The sequence below is a fragment of the Demequina globuliformis genome (assembly GCF_000975155.1).
Classification (GTDB): Bacteria; Actinomycetota; Actinomycetes; order Actinomycetales; family Demequinaceae; genus Demequina; species Demequina globuliformis.
The window spans coordinates 290,680-311,240 of record NZ_BBRG01000001.1; the positions used below are offsets into that span (position 1 = coordinate 290,680).

Here is a 20,561-nt window from a genome sequence, read left to right on the forward strand (position 1 = left end):
GTCGGAGCCGAGTCGTACGCTGATCGAGTGACTCCCACCACCGATCGCCAGCTTCGCCTGGTGTTATGGATCGCCATTCTCGGCTCCTTTGTGTCCTTCCTCGACGGCACCGTCGTCAACGTCGCGCTTCCCGCGATCGAGGCGGAGCTGGGCGGCGGGCTCACCACCCAGCAGTGGACCGTAGATGCCTACCTCATCACGCTCGGGTCGCTCATCCTGGTCGCGGGCGCCGTGTCAGACGCCTTTGGGCGGCTTCGGGTACTGCGGTGGGGGTTGATCGGCTTTGCCCTGACATCGCTCGCCATTGCGTTGGCGCCCACCGCCGAGGTGCTCATCGTCGCGCGCCTCGCCCAAGGCGTCGCAGGCGCTCTCCTGGTGCCGAGCTCGCTCGCGCTGATCACGTCCTCGTTCTCGGGCGCCGCGCGGGGCAAGGCCATCGGCACGTGGACCGCGGCGACGTCGGGCGCCATGGTTGCTGGCCCGGTGCTTGGCGGGGCCTTCGTCGACCTCGCGTCGTGGCGGTGGGTGTTCGTCATCAACGTGGTGCCCATTGGCCTGACGCTGTGGATGATGACTCGCCTAGAGCAGCGCGACGTGCGGCTCCCGGACGCGCACGTTGACCTCATCTCCGCGGCATTGTGCGCCGTTGGCCTTGGCGGCATGGTGTACGCCTTCATCGAGCAGCCTCACCTGGGATGGTCGCATCCCGAGGTGTGGCTCACGGGCGTAGGCGGCGCCGTGGCCTTCTGCGCCTTCGTGTGGCGCCAACACGTGGTGGACCGGCCGATGCTTCCGCTGAGTTTGTTCTCCGCGCGCAACTTCGCGTGGGGGAACGTCGCGACGTTCCTGATCTACGGTGCGCTTGCGCTCAACGGCTTTGTGGTGACGGTCTACCTGCAACAGGGCGCGGGGTTCAGCGCGACCGCAGCCGGCTTGGCGAGCCTGCCCATCACACTCATCATGATCGCGCTGTCGTCTGCCGTGGGCGGATGGTCAGGGCGTTGGGGCCCGCGGATCTTCATGACGGTAGGCCCGGCGCTCATGGCCGTGGGCTCGGTGATGCTGCTTGCGGTCAGCGAGGACGTCAACTATTGGACGCAGGTGCTGCCGGGAATCGCGGTGTTCGGCCTGGGTCTCACCCTGATGGTCTCGCCGCTGACCTCTGCGATCCTGTCTGCCGTCCCACCCGAGCGCGCCGGGATTGCCTCCGCGACCAACAATGCGGTCTCGCGCGTGGCGGGCCTCATCGCCGTGGCCATGATTGGCGCGGTGGTGGGCGGCACACTCGACCTGGCCGGCTTCCACCGAGCCATGGCGGTCATCGCCGTCCTCATGGCTGCCGGCGCCGTGGTGTCCTGGGTGGGCATTCGGAACGCACCCGGGAGCGTTCCCGCCGTATCCTGAAACTATGACGTACAACCCGCAGACCGGATACCGCCCCTACAAGACCAAGTCGCTGTTGGTGGCGTACATCTTGTGGTTCTTCCTGGGAGTGCTCGGCATTCACCAGTTCTATCTGGGCAAGGTCGGTCGAGGGCTTCTGTACCTGTTCACCCTGGGAATCTTCGGCATCGGCGTCCTCATCGACCTCTTCACGCTGCCGTCACAGACGCGTCAGGTGAACACCCAGCGCGCGCTCGGCTTCTAGGCATTCCGTAGACTGAGGCGCTATGTGCTCCCCGATTGCGTGTGACTCCTGCGGCAAGACCACCTGGACCGGATGCGGTCTTCACGTCGAACAGGCGCTGGCCGGGGTCCCCGACAACGCCCGGTGCACCTGCGACAACTAGATGCCGTCGAGGAGTTCCACTCCCCACGCCTTCTTCTCATCCGCGGTGTAGAACGCGGTCCAGCCCTCATACTCCCCGCCGTGAGTGGACGCGATGCTCTCAGCAAGGTCGACCGCTTCGCGCAGCGCATTGGGCACGAGCGCCTCGTCCCGCCGCACCATGAGGATTCCCCACTCCTCGACGCCGTGGCTTGGCGGCACGAGTTCCCCCGCCACTCGCGCTGACGCCAACTCCTTAGCCGCCGCGCGCGCGGGCTCCTCCTTGGCGAAAGATACGGAGACTTCTAGGTCGCGCGGCGTGTGCGGCTCAGCGCCGCGGGCGAGGAAGGTGTCCCATCGCTCGGCGTCGTCGGACCACAGTTGATACGGCTCCACGCGGCGGCGCTTGCGCCCGAACAGTCCCATAGCCTCAGGCTAGTGCTCTGTGCGCGACCGCTGGTGCACCCGCGTCGATCTGGTCCCGCGCCCAGCCAGTACCTGTCCGTACTACGTTGAGGGCCAATGGCAGTTGGTGAGACGCGCTCTCAAGGATGTGCATGAGGTACCCGGCCGTGTTGACGAACGCGGCGATGTCACCGCGGGCCACACCGTGGGGAAAACGTAGGCGGCGACGCAAGAGGAGTTCCTCCTCCACGCAGTAGGCGCCCACCAGGAAGCCCTCCATCGGTTGCCCCGGCTCGCCGGCGCTCGCGGGCCTGACCCACCGAGGGTCCAGGAGAAAGTCGACGGACGTTGACCGCACCTGAGTGCGATTCATCGCCAGGCCCACCAGCGGGATGCCGTCGCTCGTGGACTTCCGGAAGGCGACGTCAGCCAACGTCATGCCACACCCGTCCACGATCGACCGGCCGGGCTCGCACCGGAGTTCGAGTTCGCGCGCAGTGAGGTCGGCGGCGATGGTCGCTCCGTCTATCCCGCGTGCGGTCAGTACGTCCGAGAGCCATTGCCCCCGAACGGGCGACTGCCAGTAGGGGTACATGGCCGGGGACGGCCGGGCCGCGTGCGGATCGACGAGCCCCAACCGGTCGCCCCGCCACGTGAGCTCTCCATCGGAATCCTCGTTGAGGGCCTCCCAAAAACGCGTCCACTGCTCTCTGTGCGCCAGGTAACTCATGGGGATGCCGCCGCCCATGTCGACAAATGTCACGGGATGGCCCGCTTGGCGCAGGCGATCAACCCACGGCAGTGCCTCCCGCAATACGACTGCCCGTTCACGAGCGCTGTAGGCGTTCAGGTGAAAGTGCACTCCCTCCACCACGATGTGCTGCGCCGGTGCAGCCGCCACGCGCTGATCCCACGCTTGGGAGGTGAGCCCAAAACGTGTGGCGGCGATGTCCCCGTCGGATGACGCAAGTCGCAACGCGACGCGTGCGACCGCTCCTACCCGCTCCGCCACGTCCACAACCGCCTCGAGTTCGTCCGCGTTGTCAAGGCTCAGAGTCACCCGCGAGCGCACGGCGAGCTCGATCAGTGCAGGAGACTTCACGGCAGCGGTCACGATCATGCGCTCTCCCGCCACCCCAGCGTCGAGGCACTGCTGCAGTTCCGCCAGCGAGGACACATCGATCCCCAAGCCGGCTTCGCGCGCCGCATGCACGAGCCCCAACGCCTTGTTGGCCTTGCGCGCGACACACACGCCCAGGGTCACGCCGTGGGCGCGCGCCGCGTCCTCAAGTTCACGGGCGTTGCGGGCCACCGGCGAGAAATCGAGGACGTTGACCGGAGAGCCGTACTCGCGCACGAGCGCGGCGCACTGCTCGCTGTCGGCGAGAAGGTCCTCCATCCATGGCTCAGTCCTCGCCTGCAGCGGCGCGACTCCCTCGCATAGCTGATGTGTGTCGTGTGTCATGGCTGTGGCTCCTTCACGGGTTCATCATGCGCATCAGACCGGCGCTGGGCGCGTGCAATCGTGGCTGCCCAGCGGCGCGAATCATCGTGGAGCCGGCGCTGCAGGGAGTCATGGCCCACGACCACGTCCTCTGTAGGCCGGCCCAAGGCGTAGAGGCCTGGAGTGGACGAGCCGTCGGCCGCGACGCACTGCCCATCCGGCAACGTCAGCACGCCCCGCTCCCCCGGCCGCACCATCACATGCCCGGCGCGCGCAAGGCCCCGCCACGGGGTGCGCGCGTGCTCGATCCAGGCGTGGCCTGCGTCCCACGAACGCGGTGCGGCAAGCACGCCGGGCCCGCACGTGAAGGCATCGATGGTCGTCGCGCGTGGGCCGTCGTGTGTGCCCGCGCCACGTCCGGCATCGCCCCGGCCGTGCTCCACGGTCAGCAGCCCAGCCTCGCGTAACGCCAGCAAGCGCCTGTACGTCTGCACCGGCGGCCCGAACGCCCATCTCTCCAAGGTGGCGGCCCTGCGTCGCCAGCGGGTCCAGGTGTGCTGATCACGGGGTGCGCGTTCGAGCGACCTCACCACGTCCGCGTACCCCGCTGCCCATGCGCGTCCCCACCACCAGGCGGCGTCCTCATCCAACTCCCCATGCGCGCGGGCAAGGTCCCTTTCCCCCCGGGTCGCGCGGGGCGCGGGGCCATCGAGCCGTGCCCACAGGTGCGCCGGTGTGACCGTCACGCCTGCCGCGGCGGCACCTGCCACGGCTGCGCGGGCGAGCACGTCCCACCAGGCATCGTCCGGCGCTGACTGCGGCTCCAGCCCAGCTGTCACGTCGCGCACAGCGCCCGCCACTGACAGTGGGACGCGGGCGGGTTTGGGCAGCATTTCTTCGCCCGAACGCGCAACGAGCGTCACGAGCGACGGCTCGCGCCCGCTCGGCACGTAGCGCAGGCGCGACGGGGTACCGGAGTCCTCGTGCCATGTGCCCCCACGCCCCTGCGTCACGTCTAACACAACATCGAACGCCGTCAGCGCTGCCCCGCGCACCAGGAGCGGGGCGCCGGCAGTGGGCCCCGTCTGGGGAGCACTCATCGCGACATGGTCCAGGCCAGCACCGCCTGCGTGGCCGGTCGCCATGAGAACGGTGGGCGAGGTGATGTCCACGCCGCCGGCACCGACGCCAGCGGCCTCGCCCGCAACGCACCGCCACCTCGCTCCATCCCGCTGGACAGACGTCACGGACGCCTTGATGTGCGTCACGTTGAGCCGGGGCGATTCGCAAAGCCGGTCGAAGGCCCACCCCAGGTACGCGCCCACACGAGCCCGCGGTGGGAATGGGTCAGCCTCGCCGCTCCACTCGCGAAAGCTCTGAGGCACCGCGGGGCACCGCGCGTCCACGATGCCAGCGTCGACGTTCATCAATAGGTGCGTCGGTTGATCCGCATCCCACACGGCGCCGGCCCCAGGGACGTAAGGCTCAACCACGGCGATGCGGAGCGGCTCACCTCGAGTGGCGCCCTCCCGCGCCAACGCCGTATCCAGGTCCGCCAGGGCGTAGAGCGCACGCGGCCCCCCACCCACCACGATGAGGTCATACGAGTGCGTGCGGTCTCGTCCTTGCGCATGGTCCGTCACGTGGCCGCGATCCCCTGCGTCACGCCTGGACAAAGGGGTTGGCCGCGACCGTTTCCGCCAGAGCATCAGCGCCGCCCTCGAGTTCTGCGGCCACCCACGCGTCGTTGAACACCGTGGGCAGGTAGGCGGAGCCGCCGTCGTGGATGAGGAAAGCGACCGAGTGACCAGGGCTAAGGGTGGGCAGGTCGTGACCGATGGCGGCCACGATCGCTCCAGTGGACGCGCCAGCGAGGATGCCTTCGCGCCGTGCAAGAAGGCGGCAGCCGCGCACCATGTCTGCTTCGCTCACGCGACGCACCGCGTGCGGGTGGGCACGCTCTGACAGTGCGGTCGCGAATCCAGCGCCCAGGCCGGGAAGCTTGCGCTCGGCGACCGCTCCTCCAAAGAGTGCGGAGCCTTCCGCGTCAACGCCCACAAGGGTGGTGTTCCACCCCGCTGACTCGATGGCCTGCTGACACCCCAGCACGGTTCCCGTGGTGCTCATCGCTACGTAGAGGTAGTCCGGAGGAGCACCAAGCGAGGCCACCAACTCCGGCACGGTCGTCGTGGCGTGCGCCGCGGGATTGGCGAGATTGCCGTACTGATTGGTGGTCACCGCTCCCGGCACCGCATCGAGCAACTCGGCGACGCGGGCAACGCGCGCTCCCAGGCGGTTTCCGTCAGGCGGCGTGAGGACCCGTTCCACCTGCGCGCCGAACGCTTCCATAGTCTGCGTCGCGGCGCCGGTGGCCCGTTCATCAACGACAGCGATAAACCGGTAGCCGCGTAGCGCACACTGACGTGCGAGGGCCATTCCAAGGTTCCCAGAGGTCGACTCGACCACGGTGCCGCCGGCCTGCAGCGCGCCGGTCCGTTCCATGTCATCGAGGAGGAAGTGGGCGGTGCGCTCCTTGGTGCTGCCGGAGACCTGCAAAAAGTCACACTTCGCGTAGATCCTGGCGTGTGTCTCCGGAAATAGCCGCTCCATTTGGCTCACCGGCGTGGGCACGTAGCCACCATGGATCGAGACGCTCGGCATCGGCACAGCATGCGTCGTATCACTCACCGTCATTGTTCATGCCCTCCCTTGTGTAGCCCCTGGTGGAGCCCCAACCGCGAAGGCGCCGTCGCCCCCGTCGCGGGTCCTCCTGTACTAACCATGCGCCCACATCGGACATTCCACAGGTGCGCGCAGACCACAGGGCACACTCGTGCGCGCGACATAGCGAGAGCGCGTCGCGTTCTCGCCGCCGGACTTCCCCAGTCCTGCCTGGGGTCTTGATAGCGTCAGAACTAGCGGACCGGCCTAGGAGGCGCACATGAGCGAAACCATCGTGGACACCGAACCTCGCACGTTTGGCGTCCACTCGGAGGTGGGAAAGCTGCACAGCGTGCTCGTGTGCTCGCCTGGGCTCGCCCACCACCGCCTGACCCCGTCCAACGCGGCAGACCTGCTGTTCGACGACGTGATGTGGGTGGCCAACGCTAAGCGCGACCACGACGAGTTCTGCGCGCTCATGCGTGCGCGCGGCATCGAGGTACTGGAACTCACTCAGCTGCTCACACAGACGCTCGACCTTCCGCACGCGCGGGCATGGCTACTCGACAGGAAAGTCACACCCAATGAGGTGGGGGTCGCACTGGCCGACGACGTCCGCGCTTTCCTGGACTCCCTCGAGTCTGAGACCCTCGCGCACCTCATCTTGGGCGGGTTGTCGACCACGGACCTGCCTCGCGACTTTGCTCCGCCAGCCGTGGAACTCGTGCGGGAAGAATCCGGCATGCGCGACTACCTCATGCCCCCGCTTCCGAACACGCTGTACACGCGCGACACCACGAGCTGGATCTACGGCGGCGTGACGCTCAATCCGCTGTATTGGCCCGCTCGCCACGCGGAAACCCTCGTCATGAAGGCCGTGTACACCTTCCACCCCCATTTCGCCGACCAAGTCAACACGTGGTGGGGCGATCCCGAGATCGACCACGGACTCGCAACGCTGGAAGGCGGCGACGTGATGCCCATCGGGTCCGGCGTTGTCGTAATCGGCATGTCGGAGCGCTCCAGCCGCCAAGCCATCACGCAGGTGGCTGCGGAACTGTTTGCTCGCGAGGCTGCCCAGCGCGTCATCGTCGCCAAGCTGCCCCGCATGCGCTCCGCCATGCACCTCGACACCGTGTTTACTTTCGCGGACCGCGACCTCGCCACGGTGTTCCCCTCGGTCGTCGACGAGATCGAGACGTATTCCATTTACGAGTCCCCCACCCCGCTCAGCCTCGACGTGCGCAAAGAGGACAAGCCGTTCACCGAGGTGATTGCGCAGGCGAAGGGACTCAAGGAACTGAGGCTGATCGCCACTGGCGGCGACCGCTACGACGTGGAGCGCCAGCAATGGGACGACGCCAATAACGTGCTCGCGCTCGAGCCGGGCGTGGTGGTGGCTTACGACCGCAATGTCGCCACCAACGCAGCACTGCGGGCCGCCGGCATCGAGGTGCTGGAGATCGTGGGAGCGGAACTGGGACGCGGCCGGGGCGGCGCACACTGCATGACGCAGCCCTTGGTGCGCGACCCCCTCAACTGAAGAGCCATCGTGCGAGCGACACACGGGAGGTGAGATGACAGCCCAGGCGCCACAGCGCCCCACCTCAGGCGTAATCGACCGAGCCGTGACGCGCCTGACTGTTCCCCGCGTCGGCCGGCCTCCAGCACCGGGGATCACGGAGTTCACATTCTCTGCCGTTGGCCTCGTCATTGGGCTGTACTTTTTCTCGCTGTCACTGACGCCGTCGCTGTTGCCGCGCGTGGCTTGGGTCCAGGGCATTAACTCTGGCGTCACCTTCATGGTCGGCTACGGCCTGGGGACTGCGGCGTATGCGGTCGTGAGGTTCCTGATGGTGCCGGCGGCCCGGGGCAAGGTCAGGGCGCTCTTGTTGGTCGCGTCGATGGCGGTCATCTCGGTGCAGTCGGGCCTTGCTATCTGGGCGTATGTGGGCTGGCAGAACGAGACTCGTCTGAACTTTGGCATGGATCCCCTGTCGCCGCTGGTGTGGCCGGTGATCGTGATCGTGGCGGCGGTGACGGCGGCGCTCATCCTGATGTTCGCACGCGCCGTGCGGGGGCTGTTTCGATGGGCTGACGACCTCGCCGACCGCTTCCTCCCGCGGCGCCTCGCGGTGGCTGTGGTGGCCGTCGTGCTTGGCGGGGCGCTGTGGTGGATCGCGTCGGGCGCGTTCGTCAACGCGTTCTTCACGGTGTCCAACTGGGCCTTCTCTACGCAGGACCTCGCCGACAAGCCGGGTGTGACTCAGCCGAGCGCGACGGAGCGCTCGGGCTCTCCCTCGTCGCTGGTGGCGTTCGAGGACCTCGGCCGGCAGGGGCGCGCATTCGTCTCCGGCGGCCCACGCGCAGCGGACATCGATCAGGTGGGACCTGGCGGCGCGGTCGAGCCCGTGCGCGCCTACGTGGGCCTGCGCAGCGCAGACACCATCGAAGGCCAGGCTGAGTTGCTGCTCGACGAACTGATCAGGGCCGATGCCTTCTCCAGGGAGGTGCTCGTCGTCGCCACCACGACGGGGACAGGTTTCTTGGCGCCGCACGGCGTCGACTCGCTTGAGTACCTCTGGAATGGCGACACCGCGATCGCTGGCGTCCAGTACTCGTACCTGCCGAGCTGGATTTCCCTGCTCGCGGACCAGGACGTCGTGGAGGAGACCTCGCGGGTGACGTTCCGCGTGATTCACGACTACTGGGCGACGCTGCCCGACTCGGACCGCCCGTCCCTGTACCTGTACGGGCTGTCGCTCGGGGCGACGGGCGTGGAGGCGGTGCTGTCCAGCGTCGACATCCTCAACGAGCCCATCGATGGCGCGCTCATGGTGGGCCCGCCGTTCCTCAACGAGATGCATTTTGAACTGACCCGTGACAGAGATGACGGCTCCCCCGCCGTGCTGCCGGTCGTCAACGACGGCAGGACCGTACGGTTTGCCGACGAGTCCGGCGTGAGCGATGCCAACGGCCCCATCTGGGGCGACACCAAGGTCGTCTACCTCCAACACGGGTCCGACCCTGTGGTGTGGTTCAACCAGCACCTTGCCTTCTCCAGCCCCGACTGGCTCGCCGAAGGCGAGCGCGCGCCGGACGTCTCCGACACCATGGCCTGGTACCCACTCGTCACCATGTGGCAGGTCCTGCTCGACCTCCCGGCGGCAGGCAGCGTCCCTGACGGCCTTGGCCACCTGTACACCGTCACCGCCAACCTGCAGGCATGGGCGGCCGTCACGGGCGTCGAGATTGCCGACGGCGACCTTGCCTCCCTCGCGGCGCACCTGGAGGACAGAGATGCCGCGCTCGAGGCGCTGCGGGAGGCGGCCGAATAGCGACACGTCCGCGCGAGGTCACGATTGGGTGACAGCGACCGCGAGCCACTGCGCATTTACATACACCTGCGTATGCTGTTGCTCGTGGCGCAGCACCTACGAGTGCGCCCGCAAAAGGGGGTGCGGGGCCGGGAGTCTCGCTGAGGGGATTCCCGCCCCGCCGACCGCACTGCCCCCGCCGACCTCGACCTCGAGCCGCGCCCTCACAACGTCGAGCCGCGCCCTCACAACGTCGAGCCGCGCCTTCACAGCGTCGAGCTGCGCCCGCGCGACGCCGTCGGACCCCGCAGTACGCGCCCCTGCAGACTCATTTATGCAATATCGCAAGCACCTAATTGCTTTTTTGACGTAAGCGCCGCTACTCTCCCGGTAAGGCATGCCTCACCAGGAAGCCGCGGCGCGTCGATGCGCCTCCCGAATGACCACATCTCTGGAGTCCCCTGTGACATTGCGTAGTGCGCGCACACGCCCAGCCGCCTGGCTGGCTGCCGCGATATTGTTCACCCTCACCGCCGCCGGTCTTGCCGCGGTGCCGGCGTCAGCAACAGAGCCATCCACCGGCTCGCTGACGTGGGCCGTCAAGACGTCGTTCCGCGACTACATCAGCCGCGGCGGGAGCGTGTCCGCGAGCGCCGGCGCCACGGACAACGGCACGGCGACGTCGTTCGCTGCAGGGAGCTCAGACGTCGCTGAGGGCGCGGGAGCCGCCAACTACACGGGCTCCGTGACCTTCGCCTACCCGGCCCACGGGATCGACATCACACTGGAGCAGCTGCGCATCACGCTCGACGGCGGTGGCGGCGCGACTCTGAGCGCGCAGAGCGCTGGCGCGCGTCACGTATTGGCCAGCGTTGACCTCGCAGCGGCGGGCACCAGCACGGCGGAAGGCGTCACCACATACACCGCAGCTCCCACGACGGCACTTCCAGGGATGTCCAACGTTTTCGGAGCGTCATACCCGGTAGGCACGGCGTTGGCTCCGATCACGTTCTCGTTCGCTGAGGCGCCCGTGGAGCCGGCCCCCGAGCCCACCGTCACGACTGAACCATCGCCGGAGCCCAGCGTCACCGCCTCTCCTTCGGCCGAGCCCAGCGTGACGGCCGAGCCCACTGCCGAGCCCACCGTCACGGCTGAGCCGTCACCGGAACCCACCGTGACCACGCAGCCTTCCCCCGAGCCGACGACGACGCCGGACATCGACTTCGGCGTCACCATCGACTCCGTTGAGCAGGGCAAGAATGAGGCCGTCGTCACGTTCTCGGGAACATACCCCGCCACGGTCGGAGGCAAAACGACCGGCATCTATGCGTTGTGGTGCGCCGAAGGCCACGACAGGTCCGGCACCCCAGGCTGCGCGTCCTCGCGTGAGGTAGGCGGCTGGTTCTCAAGCGCCGGCCGCGGCGCCACGATCGTTGGGTCCGTCGCAGACGGCGTGTGGAACTTTGACAACGCGCAGGTGACCGTGCCCTCCACGGTCGGTACCACCCTGTGCAAGGGACAGGAAGACGCCACCACGTGTGGGCTTTTCTTCCGGCTCGACCACCACCACACCACGAACGACACGTATGACCAGTTCGAGGCCATCGAGGTTCCCCGGCCGACCCCAACGATCGACGTGTCCGTCACCGAGGACCTCGACCGCGACGGCCAGACGGTGACCATCACGGGCACCCACTTCTACGTCGGCGCTGACGACGCACCCCAGGGCACCCGTCCACCCCTGCAAGGAATGAATAGCGGCGCGTACGTGGCGTTCGGCAAGTTCTCCGACGACTGGCAGCCCTCACAGAACTCCTCGACCGCCGTGCGCAAGGTCGACTCCTCGCAACAGCGGTGGGCCCTGCCGGCGTCCTATCTCGCCACCGATGGCACCAACCCTGTGCCGCCCATGTTCCAAGGCTCGCTGCGAGGCCAGGGCGTCGCAGTCAACGACGATGGCAGTTTCGAGATCACTCTCGAAGTAAGCGACTTTGCCCCCTTCGCCGAGGGCAAATACGGCATCTACACCTACGCCGGCAGCGGCGCCAAGTACGCGCCGTACGAGACCGCGACGCTGCTGTCCTTCGAGGACCCGTCGCCGACCATCACCGTCTCGGCCACCACTGGGCTCGATCCCCAGGGACAGATGGTCACGATCACCGGAACGGGTTTTGTCCCCGCAGACGGTCAAGCACCCACGGGCACGCGCCCGCCCCTCATGGGCATGTACTCCGGCGCGTACGTGGCTTTCGGCAAGTTCTCTGACGATTGGCGACCATCCGTCGGCTCCGCGACGGCCATCAGGAACGTCGACTCCGCACAGCAGCGGTGGCTCCTTCCCGCGTCCTACCTCGCTACTGACGCCACCAATCCCGTGCCGCCCATGTTCCAAGCCTCCCTTCGCGGGCAAGGCGTGGCGCTGGATGAGGACGGGGGCTTCGAGATCACGCTCCTCGCGTCCGACTTCGCACCGGAGGCCGACGGCAGTTACGGCATCTACACCTACGCCGGCAGTGGCGCCAAGTACGCGCCGTATGAGACGGCAACGCGAGTGAGCTTTGCCTCGGAGCCGGTGGACCCCGTGGACCCGGTTGATCCAGTCGATCCCGTTGACCCTGTCGACCCCGTTGACCCGGTGACGCCAGCGAGCGGCACGCTCACCTGGGCAGTGTCCGAGCGGTTCAACACCTACGTCACCGGGATTGGCGGTGGCGCCATCTCCGTCAAGGGGGGTGCGCAGAAGTCGGGCAACGCCTTCGTGTTCCTCGCCAACGGAGGTGACTCCGATGTCACGCTCGGCACCGGTACCGCGAAGTTCCGCGGCACCGTCAACTACAGCGCCCACCACGGCGCGTTGTCGGTGGCTCTCCAGAACCCACATATCAAGGTCACGAGTTCCACCTCGGCTGTCCTCAGCGTGGTCTCCGGCGGCAAGCGCGTCGAGTTCGCGAACCTCAACCTGGGGGCGTCCCCCCGCACCGCCGCGGCGCAGGCCGTGACTTTCTCGAAGGTTCCCGCCACGTTGACGGCCGCCGGCGCGGACATCCTGACCTACGAGGAGGGTTCTGCCCTGGCTCCAGTCACGGTGACGCTCGGCGCATCCAAGCCTTCGTCGGGCAACGGCGACGGCAGCGGCCACGGCAGCGGCCACGGCAGCACGGACGGCTCGAACGGTGGCGGAACCACAGGCTCCACCGGCGGCTCCACCACCGGGAACCCGAACGGCGGCGGAGCGATCGTCGTCGAGGATCCGGCCGATGCTTCGGCCTCCGTGGTGGGGCGCCTCACCTGGGGCATCAGCACTGGGTTCCGCAACTACGTCACCGGCCCCATCTCGCGCGGACAGGTATCCGTGACAGGGGCGAGCTCGAACGGCTCGACGTTTACGTTTGTTCAATCGAGCGGCTCGGCCAACCCAGAGGCCGGCTCGGGATCCGCCTCGTACGCGGGCTCGGTGCGCTTCACCGGCCACCACGGCGCCTTGGACTACTCGTTCGCGAACCCGCAGGTCCGCCTCACCTCCCCCTCGACCGCCGTCCTGAACGTGGCCGTCAACGGTGCACGCATGGACTTCGCGACGTTGAATCTGGCAGCGGGTGCGCGCTCGGAGTCGGGCGGCGCGGTGCGCTACGCAGGCGTACCAGCCACACTGACCTCCTCCGGTCGATCAGTGCTGACCTTCGGCGGAAACTCACTCGGGGTCGATCCCGTCACCGTCACCTTTGGCAAGGGCGCAAGCACCACCGCGGGCACTGGCACCCGCGTGGTCCAGTCCTCGGTGACGACAACGGCCTCCGACATTCCCGCGACGGCCCCCGCCACGACGGGCATCGAACTCGATGACGCCACCTTGGAGGCGCTGCTGTCCGGGGAGGTCGTCACGATTCGCGTCCCCGGCTTCCAGCCCAACGAGGAGGGCATCAAGGTAGTGATCTACTCCACGCCCACCGTCCTCGCCTCCGACCTCACGGCGGACGCCAACGGTGTGGTCGAGTGGACCGGCGCCCTGCCCGCTTCCTTGACTGGCGAGCACACGCTCACGTTCCAGGGTTCCGTCGACAAGGGCATTCTCCTGTCCATCCCGGAGACCAGTCTCGAGGGGATGTGTGTCGCAGATGCCACCGTGGCGTGGGGCTTCAAGTCAGGTTTCCGCGCTTACCTCGAGTCCACCACCGCGAAGGGACAGTGGGAGCTCGATGGCGTCGAGTACAACGACGGCGACTTCGTGTGGCTGGGCGGCGAGGCGGCGATTGACCCTGAGGACCTCACGGGCACGGTCACGACGAGCGGCTCCATCCGCTTCACAGGCCACGACGGGGCGCTCGACACCACCATCGCCAATCCCACCGTAGAGCTGTCTGCGGACGGCGCCTTCTTGCTGCTCAACGTTCACGGCACAACTCAGGCCGGCGACGACGTGACCCAGGAGGCCATTCGGTTCGCCGAACTGGACCTCGAGGGCGGTGAGGTCAGCGTCGTTGACGGGGCCACGGTAGTGACCGGGATTCCCGCCACCTTGAGCCAGGACGGCGCTGAGGCCTTTGGCACCTACCCCAGTGGCGAGGAGCTCGACCCCGTCAGCCTCACGCTTACCTCACAGGATGGGTGTGAGGCCGCACTTGCCGGCGAGACTGTCGCCGCCGTCGAGACCGAGCCGAAGCCGTCGGCCTCCTCCGAGCCCGAGGCTGAAGCCGAGGTCACGGCCGCGACCACCGAACCCGAGCAGGGCTCGACCTGGTGGATCTGGGTCATCGTCGCGCTCGCGGTCATCGCCGCGGCCGGCGCCACAATCGTGGTGGTACGCCGCAAGGCCTAGCGCGTGCGCCGAGAGGCGCGCGTCACCACTGCACAGATGCGAGGGGTCGCCCTGGGGACATGGGCGGCCCCTCGTACGTGTGTCAGCGTGCGCGTGTCAGCGTGCGTGCGAGCGGACGGGCACCACGAGCGGGTAGCCGTCGGCATCCTCGATCACCCGCACCGCAACGCCGTACACGCGCTCCAGCAACGCCGGCTCAAGGACCTCGGACGGAGCCCCCAGCGCCGCCAGGCGCCCTCGTTCCATGATCGCGATCCTGTCCGCATACGCGGCCGCGAGCGACAGGTCATGCAGGACAACGGCGACAGCCACGTCGGCAGCGGCAAGCGACCGTGCCACCGTCAGCACATCCTCTTGATGTTTGAGGTCGAGCGCCGCAGTGGGCTCATCGAGGAGCACCGCCTGGGTGCGCTGCGCCAACACACGGGCGAGGGATACGCGTGCACGTTCGCCCCCGGACAGCGACGTAAAGGTGCGCTCGGCAAGGTGAGTGACGTCGGCCTCCGCCATCGCCCGCGCAATAGCTTCGACATCCTCCGCGGCGCTGGCATCGCGCCACGGCGCCCGCCCCATCTCGACCACCTCGTGGACCCTGAAAGGGAACGCGACCTGGTTGTCCTGGGTGAGCACGGCGCGATGGCGCGCCAAATCCACGGCACTCCATTGCGCGACCGGGCGCCCATCACAGAGGACCTCTCCGGATGACGGGGTGCGGTCCCCCGCCATCACCCCCAGGAGCGTCGACTTCCCGGCGCCGTTAGGCCCTACCAGGGCGAGCACCTCACCGTGGCGCACGTCGAGCGAGACATCTCTCACGAGCGTTGCCTCGCCTATCGTCACGGTCACGCCGGACACGGAGAATGCCGCGGTCACGCCCACCCTCCCTGCTTGGACCGGGCGCGGCGCAGCAGCCAGAAGAAGAACGGGCCGCCAATAAGGGACGTCAGCAGACCAATCGGAAGTTCCGCGCCCGTCACGGCAGTGCGCGCGAGCAGGTCAGCCCACACCATGAGCGTCGCTCCACCCAACAAGGAGCCCGCGAGAAGCATGCGGTGCGCCGGCCCCACCATCATGCGCACGGCATGCGGTACCACCAGACCCACGAACGCGATAATCCCTGCGAACGCCACGGCTGCGCCCGTCAACACTGCGACAACGATGATCGACACCACGCGCAACCGTTCCACCCTCAGTCCCAGGTGGCCTGCGGTCCGCTCGCCCAGCGCCAGCAGGTCGTAATGGCGTGCGAACGCAAACGCCACCGCGCCGGCCACGATCGACAACGCCACGACCACCGCCACCTCGTTCCAGCGCGAGCCGTTGAGTGATCCCAGCTGCCAAAACACAATCTGCTCGCGCGCGGCCGAGTCGCCGATGAAGATCACGAGCGCCAGCCCAGCCCCTGCAAAGGCGTTGACGGCGATTCCGGTCAGCAGCAGCGTCACCACCTCGGTGCGGCCCTGCGCACGGGCCATGAAGTACACGAGCAAAGTCGCCCCTACCCCGCCTGCGAAAGCCAACCCGGCTGTTCCGAGCACGCCCGCGAACACTCCACCGGAGACGATCGCCAGCGCGGCCCCGAGCGCTGCGCCCGCAGACACTCCCACCACGCCAGGCTCCGCCAGCGGATTGCCGAAGATCGCTTGCATCACCGCGCCGGCAACCGCGAGCGCCGCGCCCACCGCAAGGCTCATCGCGACACGGGGAAAACGGATCTGCCACAGCGCCTGATAGGTGACGTCGCTGTCGGGGGCCCACGCGGTCTGCCAACCCAGGCCCTGGAGCGCCGCGCCCACCACTTCCGTCACGGAGACCGTCAACTGCCCCACGCCGGCAGAGGACACCATTCCCGCCACGAGGAGCAGCCCTAGCGTGGTGAGCAAAGCGGGCGCGCGCCACCGACCCCGGTGGGCATGCGTGCCCACACTCAGCCCGGCATCGGCCCTACCGGGCGCGACGTGCGTCACGCTCAGCTCTCCGGCGCGTACAGGGCACGGGCCAGCGCGTCCACGATGGCCGCAGAGCGCGGCCCAAAGGCGAGCAACTGGTTGTCCGCCATGTCAATAATGCGCGCGTTCTGGCCGGCAGCGGTGAGAGCGATCGCGGGCTTCGCCTCCAGCAGGCCCTCGACGCCACCCACGGACTCCAGCCCCCTCGTCATGACGATGATCGCCTCAGGGTCGGCCGCCAGCATGGCCTCGTCCGTCAGCGGTTTCATGCCTTCCAAGCCGGTCTCGCTCGCGGCATCGACGCCTCCGAGCGCAGAAATGATCTGGTCGGCGCCGGACTCCGAGCCGAACATGTAATAGATGCCTGAGGCCCCGCGCAGGTACAACATCATGACCCGCATGCCCTCGGAGGGGGCCACCTGCTTGATCTGGGCAGAAGTCGCAGCTACCTGGTCGGCGATCAGGCCGGCGACTTCCTCTCCGGCCGGTGCGACGCCAAGCGCCTGGGCGACCTGGCGAGCCAGTTCCTCCGCGCCGGCAAACGTCGCGCCATTGTCGACGTACACCACCGGCACGCCGGCGTCCCGGATCTGCGCGATGGCGTCAGACGGGCCGATGCTCCCGTCAGTGATCACCACTGTGGGCTCGAGCGCCAGGACCGCCTCTGGACTGACCGTGTGGCTGGAGCCCGTGACGACGGGAAGGTCCTCCGTGCCGGGGAACTCTGCCGAGGCGTCGCGACCCACGAGCCGGTCACCCTGGCCCAAGGCCCACGCGGTCGCGGCAATGGATCCGGAGATGTCCATAGCGACCACGCGCGAGGTGTCGGTGACGGTCACGTCACGGTCACCGTCACGTTCGCGCGACACAACGGTGACGGGAAGATTGGGCTCAGGGGCAGGGGCCAACGCGACCACCGATGGATCAGCGATGGTGGCGGTCGACGGACCCACGTACGTGTGGGGGTCGGACAGCACCTTGAGGTCGGTCCACGGCACCGGACCGTGCGGGGCCTCGCTCGCGGGAGTGCCTTCAGCTGTGCTGCCGGCAGGGGATGCCGCTGGCTCGGCGGCGCTCGCTTCCCCAGAGCCGGTCTCGACGGCGCCAGCGCGTGAGTCGGTCGGCGTGAGCGGAACCGCGCAGGCGGCGAGGGCCAAGGCCGCGGCTGCCGTGACGGCGGCGATCGCGCCGCGCGCGGAACGGACCGGCATGGTCAGGAGGCCACGGGCTCGGGCACGCTCTCGCCGAGCGCGTTAAACATGTCCCCGTTGAAGTGGAAGGCTCGCTTAGCCTCAGCGAACAACACCTGCGCCTGGTCTTCCGTGAAGTCGAGGGAGTCGAGCTGATCGCGGTATGCCCGCTTGTAGCGCACGGGGCTATCGATCTCGTCAAACCGGTAAAACGCCAACTGTGCGGGCGTCGCGCCGTAGTGGCGAGCAACGAGCGAGGCGATGGCTTGGCCACCCGACAGGTCGCCGAGGTAGCGCGTGTAGTGATGCGCGAGGTAACGCGGCACATCGGAGTCATCGATCGCGAGCAGGTGGTCAACGTAGGCCCGAGTCGCCGGGAGCGCCGGGTGGGTGTCTTCCCAATCGGCTGCGCCCAGGTGCTGGAGATCGCTGACAATCGAAGCAAAACGCGGCAGCGCAGGATCCGCGAGAAAGGCCGGGTCGCCCGACTGCACCTGGCGTGCCTCCAACGCGCGGTATACGTAGGCGTACTGAGCGAGGTAGCGGGTATACGCCTCCAAGCTGAGTTCGCCACCCATCAGGCGGGAGATAAAGGAGCGGTTCTCCGTGTCCTTGTGCTCCACGGCGGTGGCGTCGCGCAGTCGCGCGGCAAGGCCTGCTTCAGGCTGGGTGCTGGTCATGGCCGCCATGTTAGCAATTACGCAAGGCACCTGTCACACAAAAAAGTAAGGTTTGCCTTGGTTCTCGAAACTTCCAGGTAAAACGGCTCCCGTAGAATGATGCGATGCTGGACCACGCACCCCTCCTCACGACCATGGCCGTGGGTCTGGTGATGGCCTTCATTCTGGGATTCATCGCGCAGCGCCTCCGCCTGTCCCCCGTCGTCGGCTATCTCGCCGCCGGCCTCCTCATTGGCCCCTACACGCCCGGATTCGTGGGCGACACGGATGTCGCGTACGAACTCGCGGAAATCGGCGTCATCTTGCTGATGTTTGGCGTGGGCCTGCACTTCTCGTTCAAGGACCTGCTCGCCGTGCGCAAGGTCGCACTCCCCGGCGCGGTTGTCCAGATGGCCGCCGCCACCGCGCTTGGTACCGGCGTTGGCCTGTGGCTCGACTGGTCGCTCGGCGCGTCCATGCTTTTTGGCCTCGCATTGTCAGTCGCCTCGACGGTGGTCATGCTGCGCGCACTCGAGGACAAGCAACTGCTGGACACTCGCGCTGGTCACATCGCCGTGGGCTGGCTCATTGTAGAGGACCTCGCCATGGTGGTGGCGCTCGTGATCATCCCCGTGCTCGCGACCGATGCCTCCGGCCCAGGCGCCATCGCGGGCGAGTTGGTCTGGACACTCGTGCGGGTCGCGATCTTCGTGGCACTGATGCTCATTGTCGGCAAGCGCGTCATCCCGTGGCTGCTGGCCCGGGTGGCCGACTCCGGCTCGCGCGAACTGTTCACGCTGTCCGTCATCGCCATCGCCATGGGCGTGGCCGTGGGCGCGGCTTGGCTGTTCGACGTCTCGTTTGCCTTGGGAGCATTCTTCGCAGGCATGATCATGCGCGAGTCCGAGCTGTCGCACCGCGCCGCTGAGGACTCCCTGCCCCTGCGAGACGCGTTCTCCGTCCTGTTTTTTGTGTCCGTTGGCATGCTGGTCGACTGGCACATCGCGGTCGAAGCGCCGCTCGCCCTGCTCGTGACCTTCCTGGTGATCGTGGTGGGCAAGTTCGCCGTCGCCTACGCCCTGGTCCGCGTGCTGCGGTACTCGAAGCGCATGTCCCTGGTCGTCGCCGCTTCCCTCGCGCAGATCGGTGAATTCTCGTTCATCCTGGTCACCCTGGGAGGCGAGTACGAGATCCTGCCGGAAGCCGCTCAGGACCTCGTGCTCGGCGGCGCAATTTTGTCGATCGTGGTGAATCCGCTGCTGTTCGCATGGGTGTCACGCCTCTACCGTGACGGCAACGAGCCCGACGACGCGGACCCTGCCGACGAGCCCCGCAGCTACACCGGGAGCGAGCACGTCATCGTGGTGGGCTTTGGCCGCGTCGGCACCCGCTCGGCGACGGCGCTGTGGCAGGCAGGCGTACCTACGGTCGTGGTCGTCGACGACGAGAACACCGTCAAGGCACTGAGGGAGGACGGCCAGGAGGCGATCCTGGGCAACGCCGTCCGCTCCAAGGTCCTCCGAGCCGCTGGCCTCAAGAGCGCCACCACTGTGCTGGTCGCGATTCACGACACGCTGACGGCGGGCGCGATCGTCTCGAAGATCAAGAAACTTGACCCGTCTGTGCGCGTCCTCGCGCGCGGCCAGGGCGACACCGACATTGAATACCTTGAGGCCCTGGGAGCCGACCGAGTCCTGGTGGGCGCCTACGAGGTCGCAGATCTGATGGCAACCGACGTCCTGACGGACCCCGACACTGACGAGGACACCCTCCCGAGCACGCCGCCCTCGCCCCCACCCCACTAGGCATGTGGCGCGCCCTGCGTCCTGCAGGTAGCGCCCGGCGCAGACTTCGAGCCGCCCCAGGAACGCACGAGGGCCCCGGGCGACAATCGCCCAGGGCCCTCGAAGCAGCGTGCGTTAGTCGCGGTCGCCCGCGCGCTCCTTGATGATGAAGGTCAGCAGAATCCAGCCGGCCAGCGCAGACGCAAGCCACACAATCACCGTGCCAAGCACCCAGGCAAGGACACCGTCAATGGTGAGCCCGTCCGTCAGGAGGGTGGCCAGGAGTAGCGCCACGAACGTCGAGATGAGGGCCACGCCGCCCTGCAACGCCTTCGCGTACTTGTGGGCCATCTTGAAAATGAATGGCGAGAACAGCGCCTGGGCCACCACGAAGATGACGACGGCGATGATGAAGCCGTTCATCTGCATGGAGAAGCCATCGACGACTGCCGACGCAATGAGAAGGCCGACGACCGCGGCCACGATGTTGGTCAGAACACTCCAGAGAAATCGCACCATGTGACCGACGGTACTGCACCCCTTGCCTCGTGCGCTCGATAAACCTGCG

The 20,561-nt window shown here is 67.5% G+C and carries 16 protein-coding genes; 7 read left to right on the forward strand and 9 right to left on the reverse strand.

Annotated features, from left to right (window positions below):
* Window positions 1-27 precede the first annotated feature (27 nt).
* The 3 genes from AOP75_RS01280 to AOP75_RS13015 are packed head-to-tail and all read left to right on the forward strand — an operon-like array spanning window position 28 to window position 1,790.
* On the forward strand, window positions 28-1,404 hold the full coding sequence (locus AOP75_RS01280) for an MFS transporter (RefSeq protein ID WP_062078274.1): 1,377 nt from the start codon (window positions 28-30) through the stop codon (window positions 1,402-1,404).
* Window positions 1,405-1,408: 4 nt separating this feature from the next.
* Complete coding sequence (locus AOP75_RS01285; protein ID WP_062076577.1) at window positions 1,409-1,648, forward strand: TM2 domain-containing protein; 240 nt, start codon at window positions 1,409-1,411, stop codon at window positions 1,646-1,648.
* Between the two features lie 22 nt (window positions 1,649-1,670).
* On the forward strand, window positions 1,671-1,790 hold the full coding sequence (locus tag AOP75_RS13015) for a DUF8730 family Cys-rich protein (RefSeq protein WP_500778383.1): 120 nt from the start codon (window positions 1,671-1,673) through the stop codon (window positions 1,788-1,790).
* On the opposite strand, the gene AOP75_RS01290 is transcribed toward AOP75_RS13015, so the two are convergent.
* The 4 genes from AOP75_RS01290 to AOP75_RS01305 are packed head-to-tail and all read right to left on the reverse strand — an operon-like array spanning window position 1,787 to window position 6,305.
* Window positions 1,787-2,194 carry a ribonuclease E inhibitor RraB gene (locus tag AOP75_RS01290; protein WP_062076578.1) on the reverse strand — a complete coding sequence of 136 codons (408 nt, stop codon included), beginning with the start codon at window positions 2,192-2,194 and terminating at the stop codon, window positions 1,787-1,789. The genes AOP75_RS13015 and AOP75_RS01290 overlap by 4 nt on opposite strands.
* A 4-nt stretch (window positions 2,195-2,198) precedes the next feature.
* The gene (locus AOP75_RS01295) at window positions 2,199-3,638 is read right to left on the reverse strand and encodes an alanine racemase (protein WP_083966601.1); all 1,440 of its coding nucleotides are present in this window, start codon (window positions 3,636-3,638) and stop codon (window positions 2,199-2,201) included.
* Window positions 3,635-5,260 (reverse strand): FAD/NAD(P)-binding protein, encoded by a 1,626-nt coding sequence (locus tag AOP75_RS01300; RefSeq protein WP_062076580.1) that lies wholly within the window; start codon window positions 5,258-5,260, stop codon window positions 3,635-3,637. The genes AOP75_RS01295 and AOP75_RS01300 overlap by 4 nt, the downstream gene beginning before the upstream one ends.
* Before the next feature lie 19 nt (window positions 5,261-5,279).
* Window positions 5,280-6,305 carry a pyridoxal-phosphate dependent enzyme gene (locus AOP75_RS01305; protein ID WP_161794516.1) on the reverse strand — a complete coding sequence of 342 codons (1,026 nt, stop codon included), beginning with the start codon at window positions 6,303-6,305 and terminating at the stop codon, window positions 5,280-5,282.
* A 253-nt stretch (window positions 6,306-6,558) separates the two neighbouring features.
* Here AOP75_RS01305 and AOP75_RS01310 point away from each other — a divergent pair, with 253 nt between their 5' ends.
* The 3 genes from AOP75_RS01310 (at window position 6,559) to AOP75_RS12915 (ending at window position 14,411) form a co-directional block, all read left to right on the forward strand.
* Window positions 6,559-7,821: an arginine deiminase gene (locus tag AOP75_RS01310; RefSeq protein WP_062076581.1), complete on the forward strand. Its 1,263-nt coding sequence runs from the start codon at window positions 6,559-6,561 to the stop codon at window positions 7,819-7,821.
* 34 nt (window positions 7,822-7,855) lie between these two features.
* Entirely contained in the window at window positions 7,856-9,616 is a 1,761-nt protein-coding gene (locus AOP75_RS01315; RefSeq protein WP_062076582.1) for an alpha/beta hydrolase, read from the forward strand.
* Between the two features lie 442 nt (window positions 9,617-10,058).
* Window positions 10,059-14,411, forward strand: a complete 4,353-nt coding sequence (locus AOP75_RS12915) for an HtaA domain-containing protein (protein ID WP_062076584.1) — start codon at window positions 10,059-10,061, stop codon at window positions 14,409-14,411.
* 96 nt (window positions 14,412-14,507) lie between these two features.
* Here AOP75_RS12915 and AOP75_RS01330 read toward each other — a convergent pair whose 3' ends face one another.
* The 4 genes from AOP75_RS01330 to AOP75_RS01345 all read right to left on the reverse strand — a co-directional run bounded on the left by AOP75_RS01330 (window position 14,508) and on the right by AOP75_RS01345 (window position 18,230).
* Window positions 14,508-15,284, reverse strand: a complete 777-nt coding sequence (locus AOP75_RS01330; RefSeq protein WP_236683053.1) for a heme ABC transporter ATP-binding protein — start codon at window positions 15,282-15,284, stop codon at window positions 14,508-14,510.
* Window positions 15,281-16,258 (reverse strand): FecCD family ABC transporter permease, encoded by a 978-nt coding sequence (locus AOP75_RS01335; RefSeq protein ID WP_083966814.1) that lies wholly within the window; start codon window positions 16,256-16,258, stop codon window positions 15,281-15,283. Before AOP75_RS01335 ends, AOP75_RS01330 begins: the two co-directional genes overlap by 4 nt.
* Window positions 16,259-16,380: 122 nt before the next feature.
* Window positions 16,381-17,571: a heme/hemin ABC transporter substrate-binding protein gene (locus AOP75_RS01340; RefSeq protein WP_236683054.1), complete on the reverse strand. Its 1,191-nt coding sequence runs from the start codon at window positions 17,569-17,571 to the stop codon at window positions 16,381-16,383.
* 2 nt (window positions 17,572-17,573) lie between these two features.
* Window positions 17,574-18,230 carry a biliverdin-producing heme oxygenase gene (locus AOP75_RS01345; RefSeq protein ID WP_083966815.1) on the reverse strand — a complete coding sequence of 219 codons (657 nt, stop codon included), beginning with the start codon at window positions 18,228-18,230 and terminating at the stop codon, window positions 17,574-17,576.
* Between the two features lie 104 nt (window positions 18,231-18,334).
* Between AOP75_RS01345 and AOP75_RS01350 the strand changes: the two genes are divergently transcribed.
* The gene (locus tag AOP75_RS01350) at window positions 18,335-20,014 is read left to right on the forward strand and encodes a cation:proton antiporter domain-containing protein (protein WP_083966605.1); all 1,680 of its coding nucleotides are present in this window, start codon (window positions 18,335-18,337) and stop codon (window positions 20,012-20,014) included.
* 114 nt (window positions 20,015-20,128) lie between these two features.
* Here AOP75_RS01350 and AOP75_RS01355 read toward each other — a convergent pair whose 3' ends face one another.
* Complete coding sequence (locus AOP75_RS01355; RefSeq protein ID WP_062076586.1) at window positions 20,129-20,512, reverse strand: phage holin family protein; 384 nt, start codon at window positions 20,510-20,512, stop codon at window positions 20,129-20,131.
* Window positions 20,513-20,561: the final 49 nt, after the last annotated feature.